At 72.3% G+C, this 23,975-nt stretch carries 22 protein-coding genes; 13 read left to right on the forward strand and 9 right to left on the reverse strand.

Translation table 11 applies throughout. From position 1 onward, the window contains the following. Window positions 1-430: 430 nt before the first annotated feature. Together D3272_RS14075 and D3272_RS14080 are read left to right on the forward strand one after the other, a co-directional pair. Window positions 431-2,791: a sensor histidine kinase gene (locus D3272_RS14075; RefSeq protein WP_129219937.1), complete on the forward strand. Its 2,361-nt coding sequence runs from the start codon at window positions 431-433 to the stop codon at window positions 2,789-2,791. A gap of 214 nt (window positions 2,792-3,005) precedes the next feature. Then, window positions 3,006-3,797: a restriction endonuclease gene (locus D3272_RS14080; protein ID WP_245496568.1), complete on the forward strand. Its 792-nt coding sequence runs from the start codon at window positions 3,006-3,008 to the stop codon at window positions 3,795-3,797. Between the two features lie 54 nt (window positions 3,798-3,851). Here D3272_RS14080 and D3272_RS14085 read toward each other — a convergent pair whose 3' ends face one another. The 3 genes from D3272_RS14085 to D3272_RS14095 all read right to left on the reverse strand — a co-directional run bounded on the left by D3272_RS14085 (window position 3,852) and on the right by D3272_RS14095 (window position 4,994). Then, entirely contained in the window at window positions 3,852-4,100 is a 249-nt protein-coding gene (locus D3272_RS14085; RefSeq protein ID WP_129219831.1) for a hypothetical protein, read from the reverse strand. Window positions 4,101-4,461: 361 nt separating this feature from the next. Further along, on the reverse strand, window positions 4,462-4,725 hold the full coding sequence (rpsU, locus tag D3272_RS14090; protein WP_129219832.1) for a 30S ribosomal protein S21: 264 nt from the start codon (window positions 4,723-4,725) through the stop codon (window positions 4,462-4,464). Between the two features lie 56 nt (window positions 4,726-4,781). Further along, the gene (locus D3272_RS14095) at window positions 4,782-4,994 is read right to left on the reverse strand and encodes a cold-shock protein (protein ID WP_129219833.1); all 213 of its coding nucleotides are present in this window, start codon (window positions 4,992-4,994) and stop codon (window positions 4,782-4,784) included. 349 nt (window positions 4,995-5,343) lie between these two features. Here D3272_RS14095 and tsaE point away from each other — a divergent pair, with 349 nt between their 5' ends. The 3 genes from tsaE (at window position 5,344) to addB (ending at window position 10,923) form a co-directional block, all read left to right on the forward strand. Next, complete coding sequence (gene tsaE / locus D3272_RS14100; protein ID WP_129219834.1) at window positions 5,344-6,906, forward strand: tRNA (adenosine(37)-N6)-threonylcarbamoyltransferase complex ATPase subunit type 1 TsaE; 1,563 nt, start codon at window positions 5,344-5,346, stop codon at window positions 6,904-6,906. A 29-nt stretch (window positions 6,907-6,935) separates the two neighbouring features. Continuing rightward, entirely contained in the window at window positions 6,936-7,637 is a 702-nt protein-coding gene (locus tag D3272_RS14105; RefSeq protein WP_129219939.1) for a nucleotidyltransferase family protein, read from the forward strand. A gap of 130 nt (window positions 7,638-7,767) precedes the next feature. Continuing rightward, window positions 7,768-10,923 carry a double-strand break repair protein AddB gene (gene addB / locus D3272_RS14110; RefSeq protein ID WP_245496569.1) on the forward strand — a complete coding sequence of 1,052 codons (3,156 nt, stop codon included), beginning with the start codon at window positions 7,768-7,770 and terminating at the stop codon, window positions 10,921-10,923. Between the two features lie 71 nt (window positions 10,924-10,994). On the opposite strand, the gene D3272_RS14115 is transcribed toward addB, so the two are convergent. Together D3272_RS14115 and D3272_RS14120 are read right to left on the reverse strand one after the other, a co-directional pair. After that, window positions 10,995-11,717, reverse strand: coding sequence for a Crp/Fnr family transcriptional regulator (locus tag D3272_RS14115; RefSeq protein ID WP_245496570.1), 723 nt, complete (start codon window positions 11,715-11,717; stop codon window positions 10,995-10,997). A gap of 266 nt (window positions 11,718-11,983) precedes the next feature. After that, window positions 11,984-13,252 carry a glycerate kinase type-2 family protein gene (locus D3272_RS14120; protein ID WP_129219837.1) on the reverse strand — a complete coding sequence of 423 codons (1,269 nt, stop codon included), beginning with the start codon at window positions 13,250-13,252 and terminating at the stop codon, window positions 11,984-11,986. A 70-nt stretch (window positions 13,253-13,322) separates the two neighbouring features. On the opposite strand from D3272_RS14120, the gene D3272_RS14125 reads away from it, so the two are divergent. Then, the gene (locus tag D3272_RS14125; RefSeq protein ID WP_129219838.1) at window positions 13,323-13,514 is read left to right on the forward strand and encodes a hypothetical protein; all 192 of its coding nucleotides are present in this window, start codon (window positions 13,323-13,325) and stop codon (window positions 13,512-13,514) included. Window positions 13,515-13,707: 193 nt separating this feature from the next. Further along, the gene (locus tag D3272_RS14130) at window positions 13,708-14,400 is read left to right on the forward strand and encodes an SOS response-associated peptidase (RefSeq protein ID WP_129219839.1); all 693 of its coding nucleotides are present in this window, start codon (window positions 13,708-13,710) and stop codon (window positions 14,398-14,400) included. Here D3272_RS14130 and D3272_RS14135 read toward each other — a convergent pair. Next, window positions 14,363-15,343 carry a LysR family transcriptional regulator gene (locus tag D3272_RS14135; RefSeq protein WP_129219840.1) on the reverse strand — a complete coding sequence of 327 codons (981 nt, stop codon included), beginning with the start codon at window positions 15,341-15,343 and terminating at the stop codon, window positions 14,363-14,365. The two genes, D3272_RS14130 and D3272_RS14135, sit on opposite strands and share 38 nt — an antisense overlap. 140 nt (window positions 15,344-15,483) lie before the next feature. Between D3272_RS14135 and D3272_RS14140 the strand changes: the two genes are divergently transcribed. Together D3272_RS14140 and D3272_RS14145 are read left to right on the forward strand one after the other, a co-directional pair. Then, a complete protein-coding gene (locus D3272_RS14140; RefSeq protein ID WP_129219841.1) occupies window positions 15,484-15,837 on the forward strand; it encodes a response regulator in 354 nt (117 codons plus the stop codon). Window positions 15,838-16,017: 180 nt separating this feature from the next. After that, complete coding sequence (locus tag D3272_RS14145; protein ID WP_129219842.1) at window positions 16,018-16,500, forward strand: hypothetical protein; 483 nt, start codon at window positions 16,018-16,020, stop codon at window positions 16,498-16,500. A 70-nt stretch (window positions 16,501-16,570) separates the two neighbouring features. On the opposite strand, the gene D3272_RS14150 is transcribed toward D3272_RS14145, so the two are convergent. Further along, window positions 16,571-17,443 (reverse strand): NAD(P)-dependent oxidoreductase, encoded by an 873-nt coding sequence (locus tag D3272_RS14150; protein WP_129219843.1) that lies wholly within the window; start codon window positions 17,441-17,443, stop codon window positions 16,571-16,573. A 224-nt stretch (window positions 17,444-17,667) separates the two neighbouring features. Between D3272_RS14150 and D3272_RS14155 the strand changes: the two genes are divergently transcribed. Then, window positions 17,668-19,092: a M20 family metallopeptidase gene (locus D3272_RS14155; RefSeq protein ID WP_129219844.1), complete on the forward strand. Its 1,425-nt coding sequence runs from the start codon at window positions 17,668-17,670 to the stop codon at window positions 19,090-19,092. A gap of 180 nt (window positions 19,093-19,272) precedes the next feature. On the opposite strand, the gene D3272_RS14160 is transcribed toward D3272_RS14155, so the two are convergent. Beyond that, entirely contained in the window at window positions 19,273-20,109 is an 837-nt protein-coding gene (locus D3272_RS14160) for a transporter substrate-binding domain-containing protein (RefSeq protein WP_129219845.1), read from the reverse strand. Between the two features lie 118 nt (window positions 20,110-20,227). Beyond that, window positions 20,228-20,398, reverse strand: a complete 171-nt coding sequence (locus D3272_RS27340; RefSeq protein ID WP_165361354.1) for a hypothetical protein — start codon at window positions 20,396-20,398, stop codon at window positions 20,228-20,230. A gap of 239 nt (window positions 20,399-20,637) precedes the next feature. Here D3272_RS27340 and D3272_RS14165 point away from each other — a divergent pair, with 239 nt between their 5' ends. The 3 genes from D3272_RS14165 to D3272_RS14175 are packed head-to-tail and all read left to right on the forward strand — an operon-like array spanning window position 20,638 to window position 23,964. Beyond that, on the forward strand, window positions 20,638-21,324 hold the full coding sequence (locus D3272_RS14165; RefSeq protein WP_129219846.1) for a TetR/AcrR family transcriptional regulator: 687 nt from the start codon (window positions 20,638-20,640) through the stop codon (window positions 21,322-21,324). Continuing rightward, window positions 21,321-22,712: an MFS transporter gene (locus tag D3272_RS14170; RefSeq protein WP_129219847.1), complete on the forward strand. Its 1,392-nt coding sequence runs from the start codon at window positions 21,321-21,323 to the stop codon at window positions 22,710-22,712. Before D3272_RS14165 ends, D3272_RS14170 begins: the two co-directional genes overlap by 4 nt. A gap of 25 nt (window positions 22,713-22,737) precedes the next feature. Beyond that, on the forward strand, window positions 22,738-23,964 hold the full coding sequence (locus tag D3272_RS14175) for a metal-dependent hydrolase family protein (protein ID WP_129219848.1): 1,227 nt from the start codon (window positions 22,738-22,740) through the stop codon (window positions 23,962-23,964). Window positions 23,965-23,975 lie beyond the last annotated feature (11 nt).

Raw genomic sequence — 23,975 nt, forward strand, 5'->3', positions numbered from 1 at the left:
CGGCCCTTTCGCGTGAGGCCCGCGACCGCGCCCTGCCACCGCCGCCGTGGTGCCGGGGACACAGCCTTCAGGCGACCGCGCCGAACATGATTAACGCCTTCCGAAAGGCCTGCAGCTGAGACTATGCTGCGGTGATTCGGGCGCTCTTGGCGGAGGCGGTCCGGACGACGCGTCGGCCCCGTCCTGGGGGTGTCGGACGCGTGCGAGGCGCGAGGGGACAGGGCACATGAATTGGCGGCAGCGCCTGAAAAGGGCTGAGTCTGCGTACGATCGGCGTTGTCGAGGCGAACGTCGAAACGGCACGGACGGGCCGGCTCCAGGCGCGCGAGGGCTGACCAGGCCCCTGCTGCTCGCCGGCACGGCTTGGGCCGCCCTGGCGGTGTCCACGGCCCAGGCGGCACCCGACCTGCAGTTCCTGTCGCTCGACGGCATGACGGACCACGGCGAGGTCGCCGGCGTGTCGCTGCTGGTGGGGCTCACGCTGTTCTCGGCCGTGACGGCCCTGCTCCACCTCGCCGGCCGCCGGCGCTGGATCGACAGCGAACGCCACCTCACGGCCGATGTCGCGGACCTGCGGGCCCGGCTCGACCGGGCCCAGATGTTCCTGTCGGCCGAAGCCCAGATCGTCGTGGCCTGGGGCTCGTCGACCGGGGAGCCCGACATCGAGGGCGACCTGTCGCTCGTTTCGGACGTGATGGTGCCGCGCCGCATCCTGGGCTTCGGCGCCTGGCTGCCGGCCACCTCCGCCCAGGCGCTGGACCATGCCGTGGAGCGATTGCGCTCGCGCGGCGAAGGCTTCCGCATGGCGCTCGTCACCGTGTCGGGGCGCCATGTCGAGGCGGAAGGCCGCGCCATCGGGGGGCGCGCCATCCTGCGGCTGCGCGACGTTTCGGGCGACCGGCTCGAACTGTCGCGGCTGCGCGACCACCACGCCGCCGTCCTGGCCGAAACCGACCTGTGGCGCGCCCTGCACGACGCCCTGCCCGCCCCCGCCTGGCTGCGCGACGCCACCGGCCGCGTCACCTGGGTCAATGCCGCCTACGCCCACGCGGTCGAGACCCGCGACGGGACCGAGGCCGTGGCCCGCGGGCTCGAACTCCTGGATGCACCGGCCCGGGACGCGGCCGCCGTGGCCCGCGGCGCGGGCGAGGCCTACCGGGGCCGCGTCGGCGCCGTCGTGGCGGGCGGGCGCCACACGCTCGACGTCGTCGAGGTGCCGGGGCGGGCCGGGGCCGCCGGCGTCGCCGGAGACCTCGCCGAGATCGACGCCCTGCGCGACGACCTCGCCAAGCAGCTCGACTCGCAGGCCCGCACGCTCGACCAGCTTTCCACCGCGGTGGCGATCTTCGACCGCGCCAAGCGGCTGATCTTCCACAACACCGCCTATGCGGCCCTGTGGGGGCTCGACCCCGGCTTCCTCGACAGCCGGCCGACCGACGGCGAGATCCTCGACCGGCTGCGGGCCGAGCGCCGCCTGCCCGAACAGGCCGACTACCGGGCCTGGAAGGCCGGCCTCATGTCCAACTACCAGGCCGTGGAGACCAGCGAGGCCATCTGGTACCTGCCGGACGGGCGCACGCTGCGCGTCGTCACCAACCCCAACCTCAAGGGCGGGGTCATCTACCTCTTCGACAATGTCACGGAGCGCTACCACCTCGAATCGCGCTTCAACGCCCTGATCCGCGTCCAGGGCGAGACGCTGGACACGCTGAAGGAGGCCGTGGCGGTGTTCGGCACCGACGGTCGCCTGAAGCTGTTCAACCCGGCCTTCGCCGACATGTGGCAGCTCGACACCGGCAGGCTCGCCGACCAGCCCCACATCGACGCCCTCGCGGCCCATTGCGTGCCGCAGAGCATCGACGTCGCGGTCTGGGCCGAGGTGCGCTCCAGCGTGTCGGGGCTACACGACGCCCGCAGCGGCTTCGAGCGGCGGCTGCAGCGCCGGGACGGCTCCGTGGTGGACTGCGCCGCCGCCCCCCTGCCGGACGGCGCGACGCTGCTGACCTTCATCGACGTGACGGCGGGCGTGAACGTCGAGCGGGCCCTCAAGGAGCGCAACCAGGCCCTTCTCGATGCCGAGAAGCTGCGCAACGACTTCGTCCACCACGTGTCCTACGAGCTGCGCTCGCCGCTGACCAACATCATCGGCTTCATCCAGCTGCTCGGCGACGGCTCGGTCGGCTCGTTGAACCCCAAGCAGGTCGAATATGCCGGCTACGTGACGAAGTCCTCGGCCGCCCTGCTGGCCATCATCAACGACATCCTGGACCTCGCCACGATCGACATCGACGCGATGGAGCTGAACCTCGGCGCCGTCGACATCGTCCAGACCATGGAGGAGGCGGCCGAGGGCGTGCAGGACAGGCTCGCCGAGAACGACATCCGGCTGCAGATCGTCGCCATGGACGGGATCGGGACCTTCCCGGCCGACGGCAAGCGGCTCCGGCAGGTGCTGTTCAACCTCCTGTCCAACGCGATCGGCTTCTCCTACCCGGGCCAGACCGTGACGCTCGCGGCGCTGCGGCGGGACGACCGCGTGGTCTTCAAGGTGTCGGACCGCGGCCGCGGCATCCCGCCCGACGTCCTCGACCGCGTCTTCGACCGGTTCCGGTCGGACACCGGCGGGTCGCGCCACCGCGGCGTCGGCCTCGGCCTCTCGATCGTCAAGTCGCTGGTGGAACTCCACCACGGCGTGGTGCAGGTCGACTCGGCGCCGAACGAGGGCACGGTGGTGACCTGCATCTTCCCCGGCTCGCAGGCCGCCCAGGGCATCGTCACCGCCGCCGAGTGAGGCGCCCCGGCCGCACCCGCTCGACACCCGTCCGAGGCGCCGGGTGCCGCGGGCCGCGCCGGGCTGTCGGGCGGCCGCACCTTGGGACGGCGCGCCGACGTTCCGGAACGGCTCTCGGTCCGGAGATGGACCGTATCCGTCGCAGGCGAAGGCGCACGTTGGCGTGGATGTCCGACTTAACCCCGTGAACAGGCTCGCGTGATAGGACTGGCGTGTGTCGGCGCTTGCAGGACACACGCTGGCGGGGTGGGAACGGGACGGCATGGTCGGAGGATGGGCGGAAGGCACGGCCCTCGTCGGCGCCGTGGTCCTGACGGCGGCGGCAGGGTTGCGCTGGCGCGTCCGGCGGCGCGGCGCGCGGCTGATCGCGCTCGCCAGGACCGTGACGACGCGCTACGCGCGCCTGCTGAGCGTCAAGCGGAAACAGCTGGTCATCCACGACGGCTACGGCAATTACGGGCTGCAGCCCTGGATCGACCACGTCGACTACTTCATCGACAACGTCATCTTGCGCGAGGCCCGATCGCTCGGCCTCGACGCCGATGCGGCCCGGACCGGGTCGAAGCTGCGGCCGGCACTGACACGGGCCCTGCTGGCGACGTTGAGCCAAGAGGAGGAAGCCGGGACGGGTTCGGTCCACGACGCCGACATCATCTCGGGGGAGCATTACGAGACGCTCTGCCGCAACCTGCTGCAGGAGCAGGGATGGCGGGTCGAGACCACGCCCGTCACGGGGGACCAGGGCGCCGACCTCATCGCCGAAGCCCAGGGCTGCCGGGTCGTGATCCAATGCAAGTTCTACTCGAAGCCCGTCGGCAACAAGGCCGTCCAGGAAGCCCATGCCGCCCTGGGCTTTCACGCGGGCGACTGGGCCGCCGTCGTCTCCAATGCCAGCTTCACCCGGTCGGCTCACGAATTGGCGCGGGCCAACGATGTCGTGCTGCTCCACCACGACCAACTGGCGGACCTCGGCCGGCTCATCCGCCAGGCCGAAGCCCGCGCCTGACCGGGGCGTCCCGCGGGCGGAACGGTCCGCCGGCGGGCGACACGCGCCTCGGCTTCAGGCCTTGACGGCGACCTTGCGCTTCTTCTTCGTCGCGGCCTTCTGCAAAGCGGCGGCGGCGGCGACCTTGGCCTCCTGCGCCTCCTTGGCGAGGCGGAGTTCACGCAGCGACGAGGTGCGCTCCCGCACGGCGACACAGGAAGCCTGATATTGCGCCCAGACGGCCGCGTTCTCCTCGCTGGTCTTCTGCTGCTTCTCGAACCGCGCTTCGGCCCGCAACCGCGCGGCTTCGGAGTGATCGGCCATCAATTCAGTCCTCATCGGGCCTCGGCCCCGGAATCGCTGTACCGGACGGTGCGGCACCCCCGGTGCCCGATCCCCATCCACCTACGTGGATTCAACGCCTGAGCGCGGGGTAAGTTGCCGCCTTGCATGGCCGGATGCCGGGGCAACCACCGAGCCCCGGGCCGCACCGCGCACCGACGCGCATCGTCGAGCCTGGGGCTCTGCGCCACGACAAAAGGCGCGGCCGAAGCCGCGCCCATCGATGGATGACGACAGCCGCGGCCGAAACCGCGGCTGGCACGAAACGACGACGGGTGCAGCCTGAGCTGCACCCGTCGTGGACGTCTTCACCGAAGCGGCGGCCTCGCCGGCCGCGCCGTCGTCAGGACGCGCTGGGAGCCACGGGCCGCGGGGGCATCATCGGCTTGCGCTTGGGCGCAGGCAGGAGCCCTTCACGCTGAGCCTGCTTCCGGGCCAACTTCCGCACGCGGCGGATGGCCTCGGCCCGCTCGCGGGCGCGCTTCTCGGACGGCTTCTCGTATTCGGCGCGGCGCTTCATCTCACGGAACACGCCCTCACGCTGGAGCTTGCGCTTCAGCGCCTTGAGAGCCTGCTCGATGTTGTTGTCGCGAACCAGAATCTGCAACGATAGTTCCTTTCTTGCGCCCGGGCACGGCCCCATGTGGGCCGGAGGCTCGATGATTATTCGGCCGCCTGAAGCTTGTCGGCCGACACCTTGCCGGAACGGCGATCGGTGGTCAGTTCGAAGCTGATCTTCTGGCCTTCGCGAAGATCGTTGAAGCCGGCACGCTCCACCGCGCTGATGTGCACGAACACGTCCTTGGTGCCGTCGTCGGGCTGGATGAAACCGTAACCCTTCTGGGCATTGAACCACTTCACGGTGCCGGTGCTCATGACCGAACCCTTTCAATTCCAAAGTGTGGTACGCGGCGTCGTGTGCCGGCGCAACCAATCGTCCGGGGGGAGTTCGTAAGCAGGCGTCCGAGAACATCGGCACGCGGAGGCAAAGTCGTCGGCCTTCGATCAGTGACGCGCAGATAAGGACCGTGCCGGCGGAATGTCAACCTTTTCCCCCTGCAGCGGAGCCCGTTTTCGCGCGCGAAAGCTGCGGTCCCGAGCACCGGGACGGCGCGACCGCTGGCCTGGTTTACCCTCCGTTCACCATGATTGTCCATGGTGGGACCCTCGTGTAGTGACGGGCCGCGGGCGGGTGCCCGAGCCGGCATCCGGGGAGTTCGACGGTTTGGCCAATCGAGCGGCATCGCAGGCGGTGTGGTCGGTGCTCCTGCCGACGCCGGACGAGACGGTGCGCTTCGCCGCCCGGATCGCCGATTTCCTGCGGGCGGGCGACCTCGTCACCCTGTCGGGCGACCTCGGCGTCGGCAAGACCACCTTCGCCCGGGCCCTCGTGCGCCACCTCGCCGGCGAGCCGGAGCTCGACGTGCCGAGCCCCACCTTCACGCTGATGCAGCTCTACGACACGCCGGCCTTCCCGGTGGTGCACGCCGACCTGTACCGGATCCGCTCGGCCGACGAACTCGCCGAACTCGGCTGGGACGAGGCGTCGGACGGCGCGCTGCTCATCGTCGAATGGGCGGAGCGCATCGGCGACGCCCTGCCCGAGGACCGGCTCGACGTCACCATGTCGATCGATCCGGACCAACCCGAGACGGCGCGCACCGCCACCGTGACGGGCTTCGGCCATTTCTCCGCCCGCATCGCCCAGACGGAAGCCGTGGAATCGCTGCTCAAGGCGGCCGGCTTCGCCGACGCCACCCGAACCCATCTCACGGGCGATGCTTCCACCCGGGCCTACGAGCGCCTCGGCCTCCCCGATGGCCGCACCGCCCTCTTCATGACCTCGCCGCCCCGCGCCGACGCGCCCGTGGTCCGCTTCGGCAAGCCCTATCACGAGATCGCCCGGCTCGCCGGCGACATCCGGCCCTTCCTGGCCATGGATGCCGCGCTGCGTCGCCAGGGCGTCTCGGCCCCGGACGTCTACGCGGCCGACGCCGCCGCCGGGATCGCCGTGCTCGAGGACCTGGGATCGGAGCCCTTCGTCGACGCCGAAGGTCCCATCCCGGAGCGCTACCTCGAAGCCGTGGCGCTGCTGGCCCGGCTGCATGCCACCGACCTGCCCGCGACGGTGCCACTCGGCGACGGCAGCTACGCCATCCCGCCCTACGACCTCGACGCGCTGCAGGTCGAGGCCGAGCTCGTGATCGACTGGTACGCTCCCCACATCGGCCGCATCGCCATCCCGGCCAGCGGCCGCAACGCCTTCATGGGCATCTGCAGCCGGCTCTTCGGCGAGGTCGTGGGCCGGGACACGACCTGGACGCTGCGCGACTATCATTCGCCGAACCTCATCTGGCTCGACGGGCGCGAAGGCCTGGCCCGCGTCGGCGTCATCGACTTCCAGGACTGCGTGCTCGGCCACCCGGCCTACGACGTCGCCGCCCTGCTGCAGGACGCGCGCGTCACGGTCCCGGACGCCCTGGAGCTGAAGCTGCTCGGCGCCTATGCGCAGCTGCGCGCCAGCATGGATCCGGCCTTCGACATGGCGGGCTTCGTGCGCGCGTACGCCATCCTCGGCGCCCAGCGGGCCACGAAGCTCCTCGGCATCTTCGCCCGGCTCGACAAGCGCGACGGCAAGCCGCAATATCTCGCCATGCTGCCGCGCATCGAAGGCTATCTGATCAAGGGGCTGGCCCATCCCGCCCTGGCGGAACTGCGCGGCTGGTACGAGACCTACATGCCCCGGGTGCTGGCGCCCCGGCCGGCACCGGCCCGCGAGACGGCCTGACCGTGGCGGGCTTCGTCCCAGCGGCCGCCATGGTCTTCGCCGCCGGCCTCGGCAGCCGCATGAGGCCGGTGACCGACACGCTGCCCAAGCCCCTGGTGCGGATCGCCGGCCGCGCCATGCTGGACCACATGCTGGATCGGCTCGCCGACGCCGGAGTGTCGCGCGCCGTCGTCAACGTGCACCACCTCGCCGACCAGATCGAACGCCACGTCGCGGGCCGCGCCGCGCCGGCCGTCACGGTGTCGGACGAGCGCGCCCGCCTGCTCGACCAGGCGGGCGGCATCCGCCGCGCCCTGCCCCACATCGGGGCGGACGCCTTCCTGGTGTGCAACACCGACGCCGTGTGGATCGCGGGCCCACGCCCCAACCTGCCCCGGCTCTTCGCCGACTGGGACCCCGACCGCATGGACGTCCTGCTGCTCGTGGCCGATGCCGCCACCAGCATCGGCGTCGACTGGCCGGGCGACTTCCACATGGATCCCGAGGGGCGCCTCGTGCGCCGGGCCGAGGGCGACGTCGCGCCCTTCGTCTATGCCGGGGTCGGCGTCATGAAGCCCCAGGCCTTCGCGGACCTCGCCGACGGCACGCCCGTGCGCCTCGCCCCTTACTTCTTCGCGGCCGCCGAGCGGGGTCGCCTCTTCGCCACCCGGCTCGACGGCCGCTGGCTCCATGTCGGCACCCCGGACGCCATCGCCGAAGCCGAGGCGGCGATCCGGGAATCGGTCGAATAGCGGCCGGGCCGCGCCGCGGCAGGCGACGGGAGGGCGCGGCTGGCCAGGGCGGCCCGCCGTCCCCTATGCTCCCGGCTCCCGGGCCGGGCGCCCGGATCCAGGGAGGCACGGGCGGATCGTGGCGGCCAGCGTGAGTTCCAGCGACACCCCCCGGGTCTTCACAATCCCGCCCGGCGCGCCCTTCCTGCGGACCCTGTCGGACGCCCTGCTCGACGGGACGCTGGTGCCGGGCTTCTCGCGCGACGTCGGCCCGCTCGGCCTCGCCGCCGCCACCGTCTACGTGCCGACGCGCCGCTCCGCTCGCGCGCTCGGCGCCACCCTCGCATCGCGGCTCGGCGGCGCTTCGGCGCTGCTGCCCCGCATCGTGCCGCTCGGTGCGCTCGACGACACCGAACTGCTGTTCGAGGATCCGGACCCGGCCGACGGGAGCGCCGGGGCGGACTTCGCCGAAGGCCTGCCGGTGGCGTTGAGCCCCATCGCCCGGCGCATGCTGCTGACGCGGCTCATCATCGCCTGGGGCCAGGCCGTCCGCCACGCCATCGTGGCGGTGGAGCCCGACGGGCGGCGCGCCACCCGGGCCGAGGAACCGCTGCTCGTCGCCACCTCGCCCGCCGATGCCTGGCACCTGTCGGGCGAACTCGCCACGCTCATCGACGAGCTCGCCATCGAGGGCGTCGCCTGGCACCGCGTCGAGCCGCTCGGCACGGAAGACTTCGACCGCTACTGGCGCATCACGCTCGACTTCCTCGACGTCGCCATCACGCGCTATCCCGCCATCCTGGAGAGCCTCGACCGCGTGGATGCCGCCACGCGCCAGATCGCCCTCATCGACGCCGAATGCGCGCGCCTGACCGACGGGGCGCCGCGCGGCCCCGTCGTGGTGGCGGGCTCGACCGGCACCAACAGCGCCACCGCGCGGCTCATCGCCGTGGTGGCCCGCCTGCCGCAGGGTGCGGTCGTGCTGCCGGGCCTCGACCAGGGCCTCGACGCCGCGTCCTGGCGGCTCATCGGCGGCTTCGGGGCCGGCGACGCCGAGACCGACCCGGTCGCCGGCCACCCGCAGGCGGCGCTGCGCGGCCTCGTCGCCGCCATCGGCGTCGAGCGCGAGGCCGTCCGGCCCCTCGGGCAGGTTCCGCCCGGCCTCGCGGCACGCGGCCGGCTCATCGGCGAAGCCCTGCGCCCGGCCGCCACGACGGAGCTTTGGCGCCACGTCGACCTCGACATGGAGGCGGCGCTCACCGGCGTCACGCTGGTCGAGGCCGAGGACGAGAACGAGGAAGCGCGTGCCATCGCGGTGGCGCTGCGCGAAACGCTGGAGGGGCCCGGAACGGCGGCGCTCGTGACGCCCGACCGGGAACTGGCGCGGCGCGTGCGCGAGGAGCTGACGCGCTGGGGCATCGACATCGAGGAATCGAGCGGCGAGCCCCTCGGCCAGACCCCCGCGGGCGCGCTGGCCCGGCTGGTGCTGGACTGTGCCCTGAAGGAGCTCGCGCCCGTCGAGATGCTGGCGCTGCTCCACCACCCGGACGTCCGCCTCGGCCGCTCGCGCGGCGCCGTCATCCGGGCGGCGCGCCACCTCGAGCTCGCCGTGCTGCGGGGCGTGCTGCCGCCGCTCGCGCTCGGCGATCCGGCGGCGCTGATCGCGGCCGCGCGGGACCGCCGTACCGCACCGCATGCCGGCCACGAACTGCGCATCATCCCGGAGGCGGAGTTCGACGCGCTCGGCACCTTCCTGGCCGACCTGCTGGCGGCGCTCCGGCCGTTGCGGGCTCTGCCGCGCGAGGCGCCGCTCCCGGCCTGGCTCGCCGCCCACGAGGCCGTGCTGGCCGAACTGGCGCGCGACGAGACCGGCGACGTGTCGCTGAGCGGCGCCGGTTTCAGCGTGCTCGGCGCGCTGTTCGAGGAACTCGACGTCTCGGCCGATCCCGCCATCGTGCTGGACTGCCCTGGCTATGGCGCGCTCTTCGACCGGCTCGCCGCCGAGACGCCGGTGCGCGGGCCCAACCGCAGCCACCCGCGCCTGAAGATCCTCGGCCTGCTCGAGGCTCGCCTGCTGTCGGCCGACCTCATGGTGCTGGGCGGGCTCGACGAGACGGTGTGGCCTCCGGCCGCCCGGGCCGACCCCTTCCTCAACCGGCCCATGCGGGCCGCGCTCGGCCTCAGCCCGCCCGAGCGGCGGCTGGGCCGCACCGCCCACGACTTCGAGATGGCGCTCGGCCAGCCCAACGTGATGGTGACGCGGGCGAAGAAGCGCGGCGGCTCCCCCACGGTGCCGTCGCGCTTCCTGCAGCGGCTCGGCGCGGTGGCGGCCGAAGGGCTCGACGCACCGCGGGCCCGGGGGGACCTCTACCTCGGCCATGCCCGCGCGCTCGACCGCCCCTCGGCCGTGCGGGCCATCGCCCGCCCCGCCCCCCGCCCCCCGGTGGCACTGCGGCCGGTGAAGCTCAGCGTCACCCGCATCGAGACGCTGCGCCGCGACCCCTATTCCATCTATGCCGAGAAGGTGCTGCGGCTGGCGCCGCTGGAGCCGCTCGCCGCCGTCATGGGCTTGCGCGAATACGGCACGAACTTCCACGCCCTGATCCGGGACGTGACCCGGACCTACGCCGGCACCGGCTTCATCCCCGACCAGGACGGCATGGAGGCGCTGGCCCGCGACGCCTTCGCCGATGCCCTGCGCGACGCGCAGTTCCGCGCCTTCCAATGGCCCCGCATCCTCCACTGGACGCGCGCCTTCCGGGACTGGGACGAGGAGCAGCGGCGCACGCCGGGCCAGGTCTTCGTCGAGGAATCGGGCTCGCTGCCCATCCCGCTCCACGACGGCTCGATCTTCACCCTCACCGCCACGGCCGACCGCATCGAGATCGACGGGCAGAAGCGGGCCACGATCGTCGACTTCAAGACCGGTGCGCCGCCGTCGATCCGCGAGGTCAAGGTCGGCTTCGCCCCGCAGCTGACGCTGGAAGCCGAGATGGTGGCCAGGGGGGCCTTCACCACCCTGCCCGAGGTGAAGGAGGTGGCGGCCGCCGTCTACGTCAAGTTCGGCGCCGACGACGTCGCCCAGCGCATCGCGCTCGACTGGAAGGGCGACCCGCCCTTCGCCGACGTGGTGGCCGCGCATCGGGACGAACTGGTGCGCCTGCTGAACAGCTTCCGCTCGGAAAGCACCGGCTACCTCGCCCGCCCCTTCCCCAAATACGCCTCGCGCTTCGGCACCTACGACCACCTCGCCCGCGTCAAGGAATGGTCGGCGACGGGCGGGGCCGGCGACGACACCGAGCCGTGAGGCTTCAGGCCGCCTCGCGTCGGTCGGGGCCCGTCCGACCACGGGAGCGGGGCTGCGCCGCGGCGGCGGCCTCAGATGCCCTTCGGCCGGTCCCGGGCCTCGAGATGCAGGTAGGCGGGGTCGAAATCCGCCAGGGCCTCGAGCTCGGCCCAGTTCTCGACCAGCACCCGCTGCCCCTGCAGCGTGATGAGCCGGCGTTCGCGCAGTTCGCGCAACATGCGGTTCACGTGGACGAAGGACATGCCGAGCGCGTCCGCGATCTCGACCTGCGTGATGGGCAGCGCCATGGCGCAGTCGGCGGCGAGGCCGACGGCGGCGAGCCGGCGAAACATCTCGCACATGAAATGGGCGGTGCGGCTCAGCCCATCGCGCTGCCCGATGCTGACGATGCGCTCGCGCAGCACCGCGGCATCGGCCAGCGTGTCGCGCCACAGGGCACCGGCCAGGCAGGGGAAGCGGGCATTGAGGTCGTGGACCGCATCGTGCGGGATGAACCCCGCCGTCAGCGGCGTCAGGGCGGCGAGGTTGTGGTCCATCACGGCGAGGTGCAGGCTTTGCAGGTCGGGGATGTCGCCGGGCACGTGGAAATTGAGGATCTGCCGCTTGCCGTCGCCGATCAGCTTGTAGCGGAAGGCCAAGCCCGCCATCACCAGGCAGCAATGGACGGGCTTGTCGCCCGTCCGCACGATGTCCTGGCGGGCCGGGATCTCCCTCACCGCGATGGGAAGAGCCAGCAGGGCGTCGCGTTCTTCCGCCGTGATGACCGCGATGCTGGCCAGTTTGCGGACCAGCATGTCTCCCTCCCCCGCCATGCTCCCCACTCCCGCGCCGCGCCCATGTCCGAAGCCACATCCGAAACCATGTTCGAACCCTGCCGACCTTAGGCCCTGCGGGGCCGCCGTTGAAGCGTGCCGTCGTCACAAGCGCGTCGGCGGACGCGCATTTTCGCGCCGGGCCGGGCCCAGTCTCGGTGGACGTCCCGAACTTGTGCCGGAGCACCGGCCGACATCATCGCAAGACCGTCTCGATTTTGGGGAGATGAGCCTTCGGCCACCGGGCCTCAGCGGACCAGGATGGCGCGGAAGTCGTTGACGTTGGTCCCGGTCGGGCCGGTCTCGAACAAGGCGTCGATCCGGCCAAAGGCCGCGTAGCTGTCGTGGCCCAGCAGCAGGGCGCGCGGGTCTGCCCCGGCGGCGCGCAGGGCCGCCGCCGTGCCGCCGTCCGCGAAGGCTCCGGCATTGTCCTCGGATCCGTCGATCCCGTCCGTGTCGGCGGCGAGCGCCTGGACGCCCGCGACCCCGTCGATGGCCAGCGCGAAGGACAGGAGGAATTCGGCGTTGCGGCCGCCCCGCCCCGTCAGCCCCATCGTCACGGTGGTTTCCCCGCCCGACAGGATCACCACCGGCGGCCGGAAGGGCCGGTGCCGGGCCGCCACCTCGCGGGCGATGGCGGCATGCATCAGGCCGATGTCGCGCGATTCGCCCTCGACGGCGTCGGACAGGATCACGGCGGCCACGCCCAGCCGCTCCGCCTCGGCGGCGGCGGCGGCGAGGGACAGGCCGGCCGAGGCGACGATGCGGTGGCTGTGCCCGGCGAAGCACGGGTCATCCGGGCGGGGCGCATCGGCCGCCGGCGTGGCGAGATGGGCCAGCACCGCCTCGGGCAGCACGAGCCGGTAGTCGGCGACGACGCGCAGCGCTTCGGCGCGGGTGGCGACGTCCGGCACGGTCGGCCCCGACGCCACGAGATGGGCGGCGTCGCCCGGGATGTCGGACAGGATCAGGCTGGCCACGGGCGCGGCCGACAGGGCCGCCAGCCTCCCGCCCTTCACGGTGGAGACGTGCTTGCGCAGCACGTTCATGGCGCCGATCGGCGCGCCGGAGCGCAGCAGCGCATCGTTGAGCGCCATCTCGTCGTCGAGGCCGAGCCCCGGCGGCGGCGCCGGCAGCAGCGCCGAGCCGCCCCCCGACACCAGCGCCACCACGAGGTCCCGGGGCGTCGCCCCGGCGACGAGTTCGGCCATGCGGGCGGTGGCGGCGAGGCCGGCCGCGTCCGGGACCGGGTGGGACGCCTCCATCACGGCGATCCGCTCGCAGGCGCAGCCATAGCCGTAGCGCGTGACGACGGCGCCCGACAGCGGCCCGTCCCAGGCCTGTTCCAGCGCCCGGGCCATCTGGGCCGCGGCCTTGCCGGCCCCCACCACGATCGTGCGTCCCGCCGGACGCGGCGGCAGGTGGGCCGGGACGGCCAGGGCCGGATGGGCGGCGGCGACGGCGGCACGGAACAGGGCGGCGAGGAGCTCCCGCCCGGCAGCCTCGGTCTCGATCATGCCTTGCCTCTCCCGAGCACTCATGTCAGCAGAGGGCCGACCTTTTGACTTCGACTGTGGAGCCTCCACGATGGCCCGTAAACCCAATTACGACTTCGAACGCCGCGAAAGGGAGAAGGCCAAGGCCGCCAAGGCGGAAGAGCGTGCGAAGCTGAAGGCGGAGCGCAAGACCACGCCCGGCGAGGGCGAGGGCGAGGGTGAGGGCGCCGGTTCGGCCGATGCCGCCCCCGAAGGCCCGGACGATTCGGCCGCCAAGATCTGAGACGGGATCCGAGACTCGCGGATGACCGCCCTTCACACCGAAACCGAGGGGAATGCCCCGCTGATTTCGGAGGGCACCGCGGCACGGGTCCGATCCGGTCTCCCATTCTGACGACGGGTCTCCGACGGCGAGACTCCGCCGGCCGCCACGGCGCCGTCCGGGCTCGACTTCGGCGCGAGGGAGGCGAAGCGCCATGTGCGGACGGTTCACGCAGCGCTACACCTGGGCGGAGGTGCACGGCTTCCTGAGCGTCATCGGTGCGCCCAGGAACCTGCGACCCCGCTACAACATCGCCCCCACGACCGAAGTCGACGTCGTGGTCGACCGCGGGCAGGGCCGCGAGATCCTGGCGATGCGCTGGGGCCTCGTGCCCGTGTGGTGGGACAAGCCGTTGAAATCCGTCCCGGCGACGTTCAACGCCCGCGCCGACACCGTGGCGCAGAAGCCGATGTTCCGCGATGCCTTCCGCAAGCGCCGCTGCGTCATCCCGGCTTCCGGCTTCTTCGAATGGACGGACGCCGCAGGCGGCAAGCAGCCCCACTATTTCTCCGCCGCCGACGGCGCCATCCTGGCCTTCGCGGGGCTGTGGGACAGCTGGACCGAGCCGGCCAGCGGCGAAACGGTGCTGTCCTGCACCGTCATCGTGTCGGAGGCCAGCGGCTGGATGGCGCCCTATCACGACCGCATGCCCGTGCTGCTCGCCGAGGCGGATATCGACGCCTGGCTGAAGGGCAAGGCCGGCCGCGAGGTGCTGAAGCCCGCCGAAGCGGCGTCGCTGCGCGAATGGCCCGTCTCGAGGCGCGTCAACCGGCCGGGCGCCGCCGACGACCCCGGACTGATCGAGCCCGTCACCGCTGAACCGGAGCCGTTCGGCCTTCTGCTGTGAGGCCGTCGTCCGCCGCGAAGGCGTCCCAATAGGGCGGCGAGCCGATCGCCGCCGCGAGGGCGTCGATGAAGACCCGCACCTTGGGCGACACCAGGCGCCGGCCGGTATGCAGGGCCGAGATGGCGCGCTCCGGCCCGGGCGCGATGTCGGCGCGCCACTCGGGCAGCAGCGGGCGGAGCGCACCGGCGGCGATGTCGGGCCCCACCAGCCACGTCGGCAGGAGCGCGATGCCGAGGCCTTCGAGCGCGGCATCCCGCAGCGCTTCCGAATCGTTGCTGACGAAGCGGCCCGCCACCGGCACCTCCACGCCGTCCCGCGCCGGGCCGGCCTCGCGGCGGAAGTACCATTTGTCGGTCGGCTGCAGCGCCAGGGTGAGGCAGGGCCGAGCCGCGAGATCCTCCGGGCCGACGACCGGGGCGAGGCGCTCCAGCAGCGCCGGCGCGCCGCAGGGCACCCGCCGCTGGGGCGCCAGCCGCCGCGCCACCAGGGTGGAATCGGGCAGGGCGCCGATCCGGATCGCCACGTCGGCCCCCGTGGCCACGAGGTCCAGGGTCGCATCCGTCAGCATCGCCTCGACGGCGAGCTCCGGATGGCGGCGCTGCAACTCGGCCACCACCGGCAGCACGTGGCGGCGCCCGAAGGCCGTGGGCAGGTTGAGTTTCAGCAGCCCGCGCGGCGCCGCGTCGAGGCTGGTGACGGCCGCCCGCGCCTGTTCGAGATCGTCGAGCACGAGACGGGCGCCGTCGCGGAAGCGGCTGCCGGCCTCGGTCAACTGCAGGTGGCGGGTCGAGCGGTTGAACAGGGCGGCGCCGAGGTCCTCCTCCAGCGCCAGGATGGCGCGCGACACCGTGGACACCTGGCAGCGCTCGGCCGCGGCGGCCCGCGAGAAGCTGCCGGCATCGGCGGCCCGCAGGAACAGGCGCAGGGCGGCGAGTTGGTCCATGGATCTGCCTCGTTTCGCCCCTGGCGGGCCCGCACCGGGCCGCCCCGCGGGCCGCCGCAACGCCTTGCTCTCGTGAGCGGGACGTGGGAACCCGGGCACTCCGGCGTGGCTTTACGCCGGGAGCGTTCCAGGAGGCTAGCGTGTCGAAGCGGGTTCTGGTGGTCGAGGACGACCCCATGCTCAGGATGGACGCCGCCACCATGCTGGAGGAAGCGGGTTTCGACGTCGTGCAACTGGAGACCGGGGACAGCGCGCTGGCCTACGTGCTGGAACAATCGGAGAGCGTCGGCGCGGTCTTCTCGGACGTCCAGATGCCGGGCGACACCGACGGGCTCGACCTCGCCGCCTATATCGCCATGAACTGGCCCGCCATCACCATCGTGCTGACCTCGGGCCGCGTCCACCCGACGCGCGACCTGCCCGACAACATCAAGTTCGTGTCCAAGCCCTGGATCCCCGAGGAAGTGCTGGCGGCCCTCACGGGCGCGCTGTGACCCCGCTCGCGGGCGCGCCGTGAAACCGTGCAGCCGTGCAGCCGTGCAGCGAAATGGCTCTCGCCCTGCGGTCGTGCTAAGGTCCGGCTTCGTCCGGCCCGCGGGGGGCCTGCGGGCGGCGGAATGACGGAGCTGCACGTGCGGCGCGGACGATGGGCGCGGATACGGTCCGCTGGGGGCGTGGCGACGGCCGGAGGGCTGGCCATCGGAGCCCTGGCGGTCTCCGTCCTGCCGGCGGCGGCGGACTGGCAATATACGCAATGGGGCATGACGCCCGCCCAGGTGAAGGCCGCGTCGGGCGAGGTGGCGCAGGCCAACCCGGACCGGCGGCTCGACGCCGACGGTCTTTCGGCGGCCCTCACGGCCTCCTACCAGGGCGAATCCATCCCCTTCACCGCCGCGTTCCTGTTCAACCGCCAGGACATGCTGCGCTACGTGACTCTGAGCCCCGTCGACCGGATCAGCTGTCCCCTCATCGTCGAGACGCTCGCCGCCCATTACGGCCCGCCGGAGGGTAGGGCCGACATGGTGCACGCGAGGACCATGCGGTGGGACGACGCGGTGAACGACAACCTCGTCGTCTATCTCGATCTCGGCGGCGGCAGCTGCACGATCCAATATTCCAAGCTCCCGCCGACGCGTCCCGACGGCAAGGGGCTCTAAGGGACGGGGCTCCGACGGCGGAGCCGCTCCGGAGGCGTGGGCCTCCGCCGAAGGCGGAGCCCCAACGGGTTCACCGGGCCAGGCCGGCCCGCCGGTGCGCCACCTCGGCCAGGGCCGACCAGTCCTTCTCGCCCAGGCCCTGGTCGATGCCGGCCATGAAGTGGTGGCGCACGAGGTCGGCGGCGGGCAGCACCGTGCCGTTGGCGGCCGCGGCCGCGATGGCGAGGTTCACGTCCTTGAGGCCGAGCCGCAGCTTGAAGCCGGCCGGCTCGTAGGATCCCGCGGCGATGTTGGCGCCGTAGCTCTTGTAGGCAGGGCTGGCGAAGACCGTGTTGGTGACGATGTCGAGGAAGTCCGCGCTCGACACGCCGTAGCCCTCGGTCAGCGACGTCGCCTCGGCCATGGCCTCGATGGCGAGCGCCAGCATCATGTTGCCGGCGAGCTTGGCGGCATTGGCGCGCCGGGGCTCGTCGCCGAGGCGCCACGTCCTGGTGCCCAGCACATCGAGCAGCGGCTGCACCCGCGCGATCGCCTCGGGGTCGCCGGCCGCCACGATGTTGAGCTGCGCCGCCGCGGCGGCCGGCGGGCGCCCGAAGACCGGTGCCGCCACGTAGGCGACGCCGGCGGTCCGGTGGGCGGCGGCGAGGTCGTCGACGAGCGCGATCGAGATCGTCGCCATCATGACGTGGACGAGACCCTTCGGGGCCGCCGGCAGCACGCCCGAGTCGAGCACCACGGCGCGCACCGCGGCGTCGTCGGCCAGCATGGTCAGGACCGCATCGCCCCGGAAGGCGTCCCGAGGGGCGCCGACCGGGGTGGCCCCCGCGATGGCGCGCGCCGCCTCGGGCGACCGGTTCCACACCCTCACGTCGTGGCCGGCCTTGACGAGGTTCGCCGCCATGGCGCTCCCCATGCTGCCGAGGCCGATGAAGCCGATGTCCATTGTGACGTCTCCGCTGTGCAGGGGGCGGCCGCGTGCCGGCCCGGATCGTGCCGGCATAACGGCAGCGCGCCGGGGATGGATGCGCGGCCGCGGGCCCCCGCGTGCGATTCGTGGCTTTCGCCCGCGGCGGCGACGCGGCAGGATCGGGACGCTCGACGGGCCCGCCCTTCGAGCGGGTTGATGTCGGCGACGGCACGACACCTCCTCCAACCCTGGGACCGACGATGCACAACACCGACGAGATCTGGCGCCTCGTGGACGCCAAGCGCGACGCCTTCACGGGCCTCGCCGACCGCGTCTTCGACACGCCCGAGTTGAACTTCAGCGAGCACCGCTCCGCCGCCGAACATACCGCCATGCTGCGGCAGCAGGGGTTCACCGTGACGGAGGCCGTCGCCGGCATCCCCACCGCCATGGTGGGGGAATGGGGCGAGGGCGGCCCGGTCATCGCCATCATGGGGGAATACGACGCGTTGCCGGGGCTGAGCCAGGAGGCCGGCGTCGCCGAGCACCGGCCGCTGCCGGGGACCGGCACGGGCCACGGCTGCGGCCACAACCTTCTCGGCTCGGCCTCGCTCCTCGCCGCCACGGCCGTGAAGGACTTCCTCGCCGCCAACGGCCTGCCGGGGCGCGTGCGCTACTACGGCTGCCCGGCCGAGGAGGGCGGATCGGGCAAGACCTACATGGTGCGGGCCGGTGCCTTCGCCGACGTCGACGCCGCCATCTGCTGGCACCCCTCCGCCTTCACGGGCGTGCGCGTCGCGGCCTCGCTGGCCTGCATCGAGGCGGACTTCACGTTCCGGGGGCGGGCCGCCCATGCCGCGGCCGCGCCCCATCTCGGCCGCTCGGCGCTCGACGCCGTCGAGCTGATGAACGTCGGCGTCAATTACATGCGCGAGCACATGCCGGCGAGCGCCCGCATCCATTACGCGCTGATCGACGCCGGCGGCATCGCCCCCAACGTCGTCCAGGCCAAGGCGGTGGTGCGCTACCTCGTGCGCTCGCGCGACCTGCCCGGCGTGCGCGACCTCTTCGCCCGCGTCGTCAAGGTGTCGGAGGGCGCGGCCCTGATGACCGAAACCAGCGTCGAGCACCGCATCTTCAGCGGCGACGCCAACCTCGTCGGCAACGGGCCGCTCGAGGAGGTGATGGCGTCGGAGTTCCGCCACCTCGGCCCCCCGGTTTTCGACGACGCCGACCGCGCCTTCGCGGCCGAGATCCAGAAGACGCTGCGGCCGGAGGACATCGCGGCCTCGTTCAAGCGCGCCGGACAGACGCCCCGCGAAGGCGCCACGCTCGCCGACTGGCTGGTGGAGCGCGACCATTGGTCGGTCGACGACATCGGCTCGACCGACGTCGGCTCGGTCAGCTGGGCCGTGCCGACCGTTCAGGCCGCCGGCACCACCTACGCCATCGGCACGCCGGGCCATTCGTGGCAGCTCACAGCCCAGGGCAAATCGCCGGCGGCCCACAAGGGCATGGTCCATGTCGCCAAGGCCATGGCCGGGACGGCGCTGGCCCTGATGCGCGACCCCGAAGCGCTGGCCCGCGCCAAGGCCGACCATCGCGCCCGCGTCGGCGACGCCCCCTTCGTGCCGCCGATCCCGGAGGACGTGGAGCCGCCGCTCGACATGGCGGTCGGCCACTGAACCCACTCCGGCCGACCGGCTCCCGCCCGGCGCGTCGCCGAGCCGGCGGGGCTCCGGCACGTGTAACGCCGTCGGTGATGGAGGCCGGTTCCGGAACGCCGGCTCGACCACAGGCTCGCGTCGCTGCTCCGCCTCGACGACGGCGGGGCACCGACGGCACGGGCCTCCGATCACGAACGCTCAGTGCGGCACGACGTCGAAGCCGAACCATTGGGTGGACAGCTTCTGCGCCGTGCCGTCCGCCATGGCCTCGGCGAGGCCCTTGTCGAGCAGGACCTTGAGATCGGCGTCCTCCTTGCGCAGGCCCATGGCCGAGCCCTGGCCCAGCAGCCCGTCGCGGAACAGCGGGCCGGCATAGACGAGTTCGCCCTTGGTGGCCTTGACGCTGGCGCTGAGGTTGGTCTGCGAGCCGATCCAGGCGTCGACGCGGCCGGCCTGGAGGTCGAGCGCCACCTCGTTGTTGGTCTTGTAGCTCCGCAGTTCGACGCCGGGCAGGTACTGCGCCATGAGGTCGGCCTGGATGGTCGACACCTGCACGCCCACGGTCTTGCCCTTCAGCGCGTCCCGCAGCGGCCCGAGCTTCGCGGCGGCGGCGTCCTTGTCGGCGAGGCTGAGGTCGGCGCCCGTCAGCGCCATCTTGGCGAGCGGGCTGTCGGCCACCACCGCGAAAGTGGTGGGGCTCTGGCTGTACGGCACCGTGAAGGCGATGGTTTCGAGGCGCTTGGGCGTGATGCTCATGCCCGACATGATGGCGTCGAACTTGCCGGCCTTCAGCCCGGGGATCAGCCCGTCCCAGTCCTGCACGATCGTGTCGCAGGTGATCTTGAGCCGGTCGCAGACGGACTTGAGCAGGTCCGGCTCGTAGCCGATGACGCGGCCGTCGGGCGTCGTGGAGTTGAAGGGCGGATAGGCGCCCTCCGTGGCGATGCGGACGTGGCTCCAGTCCCGGGCCTGGGCGAAGCCGGCCGACAGGCCGAGGGTCAGGAGGGCGGCGATCAGCGGGCGGGCGATGGGCATGGGACGATGGGGCTCCGGAGGGGAATGGGACTCAAGCTGGCCCAGCGGGGCTGCAGCGCTTCCGCCGTTGCAGCTCACGCTTCGTGACGCGGTCGCGCGCGCGACGGATGACGCAAGGTCACGATGGCGACGATGCCAACATCGTCGACGATACGGTAGGAGAGGAGCCGACCAAAGCGCGGAACGACCAGCGTCCCGAGGTCTCCCGTCTTCCGTCGCCGACCGACCTTCGCTGCAGGGCGACCAGGTCCTGCGCTGCCCGAAGCGCCGCACCGAGCACGTTGGTCATGACGGATCCTCCCGTGGCGAGCGGCCCGCTCCGGCAGGCTCGCACCGGAATGGAGGTCGAGTCCAGCCCCGTCGGTGCCATTCTGCCGGGCCACCCGAACCACCGCGGCCCTGCACGGCTCAAGAGGAAGCCGTTGTCGCCTGCCGCTGCCCGATCGGCAGGCACCCGACGATAACAATACAGGCTTGCCTGTTTGTAAGTTGCGGCTAGCCTCCGCGCCGCCACCGTCTCGGGATCCCATGCCTCAACGCCCCCGCCGCAGCCAGGACGAACGCAGCGACGAGACGCGCACGGCGCTGCACCGCGCGACGATCCGCTTGCTGCTGGATCGGGGCTATTCGCGCTTCACCACCGCGGACGCCGCCGCCGCCGCCGGCGTGTCGCGGGGGGCTCTGACCCATCACTTCGCCAGCAAGGAGGACCTCGTCGTCCGGTCCGTGGCGCAGGATCTGGCGGGCGTGACGGAGGGGCTGCGGGTCTTCCTCGCCGAAGGCCGCGGCCGCAGGCGCGGGCCCGACGAACTCGTCGACCACCTTTGGGCCCTGATGGCGGGCGGCCTCTTCTACGTCACGATGGAATACCTGCCGGAGGCGCGCCACAACGCCCCGTTCCGCGAGCGCCTGCTGCCGGTCGTGCGCGACTTCCACGCCGCGCTCGACGCCCTGTGGTGCTCGGTGTCCGACGCCCACGACCTCGATCCCGCCGAAGCGCAGGTCACGCTGAACGCCACGCTCTGCCTCATGCGCGGGATGGTGGCGCAGAGCGTGCTGAAGCCGGACGAGAGCTACTTCGCCGCCATGCTGGACCATTGGAAGGCGCATCTGCGCGCCCTGTTCGCGCGCTCCGCCGGCGCCGGGGACATCCCCGGGCCGTCCCACGCCGGTCGGCACCACTCACCCCCTGTCCCGAACCCGGAGGTCCCGTGACCGACCTGTCGTCCCGCATCGAGCGGCTGCCCTTCGGCCGCTTCCACCGCCAGCTCCTCCTCATGGGCGGCCTCGGCTACACATTCGACGGCCTCGACCTCGCCGTCGTGTCGTTCGTGCTGCCGGTGCTGCGCCCACTGTGGTCGCTGTCGAGCGTGCAGGTGGGGTTCCTCGGCAGCGCCACCTACATCGGCTATTTCTTCGGCGCGCTGTTTGCCGGCCTGCTGGGCGACCGCATCGGACGTCGGGCCGTCATGGTCTGGGCGCTGGTGCTCTATTGCGTGGCCTCGCTGGTGAGCGCCTTCGCGGGCGACTGGACCTTCTTCCTCGGGTGCCGGATCGTGGCGGGCATGGGCACCGGTGCCGAATCCGCCATCGTGGCGCCGTTCCTCGCCGAGTTCGTTGCGGCGCGCTACCGCGGCCGCTTCACGGGTTCGCTGGCGGGCTTCTTCTCCTTCGGGTTCTTCGCCGCCGCTCTGCTCGGCTACTTCGCCGTGCCGGCCGCGCCGGGGGCGTGGCGATGGGTGCTGGCCCTGACGGCCGCGCCCGTGCTGCTGCTGCTCTGGTGGCGCCGGGCGCTGCCCGAATCGCCGCGCTGGCTCGCCAGCGTCGGCCGCCGGGTCGAGGCCGAGGCCGTCGTGGCCCGGATGGAAGAGGATGCGCGCCGCGCCGGCCACGTCCTGCCGGCCCCGGCCGCCCTGCCCGCCGTCGCCGCGGTTCTGCCGCCCCGCGCCTCGGTGGCGGGCCAGCTCGCCGCGCTGTGGCGTCCGGGCCTCGCCCGCATCACGGCGATGAGCTGGATCATGTGGCTGTCGATCACCTTCAGCTACTATGCGTTCTTCACCTGGATCCCGAGCCTGCTCGTCGAGAGCGGCATGACGGTGACCAAGAGCTTCGGCTATTCCATCGCGATCTTCGCCGCCCAGATCCCCGGCTACTTTTCGGCGGCCTGGTTCAACGAGCGCATCGGCCGGCAGGCCACCATCGCGTCCTACATGGTGCTCGGCGGCCTGTCGGCCGTAGCCCTGGCGCTGAGCCATTCGGACGGGACCGTGACGGCAGCCGGCGTGTGCCTGTCGTTCTTCATGAACGGCACCTACGCGGGCATCTACGCCTACACGCCCGAGATCTTCCCGACCGCCATCCGCGCCACCGGCATGGGCACGGCCTCCTCGATCGGGCGCATCGGCGCCATCGCGTCGCCGCTGCTCGTCGGCTGGCTCTATCCCAACTTCGGCTTCGCGGGCGTGTTCGGCGCCACCACGGTGGTGCTGCTCGCCGGCGCGCTCGCCGTGATGCTGATGGGCGTCTCGACGCGCAACCGCTCGCTCGAGGAGATCACCGCCGAGGAACTCGCCCCCGAGGCCCCGGCCCACCGCACCGCCTGAACCCGCCCCGAAGGAGGGAGCCCCCATGCAGACCCTGTTCCTCAACGCCGCCATCACGGACGCCACGCGGGCCGAGCCCCGCATGGGCAACGTCCTCGTCGAGGACGGCATCATCCGTGACGTCGACGCGCGGTCGACCGGCGGCGACCGCGAGGTGATCGACCTCGGCGGCCGCACCCTGATGCCGGGCCTCGTCGACAGCCACGTCCATGTCGTGGCCTCGACAATGGACCTCACCACCAACGCGCAGCTTCCCGACGCGCTCGCCATCCTGCGGTCCCTGCCCATCATGCGGGGCATGCTGGACCGCGGCTTCACCACGGTGCGCGACGTCGGCGGCGCACCGCCCGCCCTGTCGGACGCCATCGCCGAGGGCCTCGTGCCGGCCCCGCGCGTCGTCGCCTGCGGCAAGGCCCTGTCGAAGACCGGCGGCCATGCCGACAACCGCCCCCGCCACGACACGCACGACGCGACCCGCTGGGGCCGCAACTACGGGGCGCTCGGCCGCGTGGCGGACGGCGTCGACGAGGTGCGCCGGGCTTGCCGCCAGGAGCTGCGCCAGGGCGCGCGGTTCATCAAGGTGATGGCCAACGGGGGCGTGTCGAGCCCCACCGACCCCATCGCCTGGCAGGGCTATTCGGCGTCCGAACTCACCGCCATCGTGGAAGAGGCGCGCGACGCGCAGACCTACGTCTCGGCCCACCTCTACACGGCCGACGCGATCCAGCGCGCCCTCGCCTGCGGGGTCCATTCGCTGGAGCATTGCAACAACATCGACGCCGCATCGGCCCGGCTCGCCGCCGAGCGCGGGGCCGTGGCGGTGCCGACGCTGGTGACCTACGAGGCCCTGGCCGAGGACGGCGAGCGCCTCGGCCTGCCGCCGGCCTCCATCGCCAAGATCGAGGCCGTGCGGGCGAACGGCCTCGGCTCGCTGTCGATCCTGCGCGATGCCGGCGTCACCATGGCGTATGGCACGGACCTGCTGGGCGAGGCCCATGTCCGACAGAACCAGGAGTTCGCCATCCGGGCGCGGGCCCTGCCCTCGGCCGAGATCTTCGCCAGCGCCACCACGGTCGGGGCGGAGCTCTGCCACCTCGCCGGCCAGATCGGCGTCGTGGCGCCGGGCGCCTGCGCCGACCTGCTCGTGGTCGAAGGGCAGCCGCTCACCGACATCGCGGTGCTGGCCGACCCTCGGCGCAACATCCTCCTGGTGATGAAGGGCGGCCACGTCCACCGGCGCCACACCGTCTGACGCGACGCCGC

The organism is Lichenibacterium ramalinae (assembly GCF_004137085.1).
Taxonomy (GTDB): Bacteria; Pseudomonadota; Alphaproteobacteria; order Rhizobiales; family Beijerinckiaceae; genus Lichenihabitans; species Lichenihabitans ramalinae.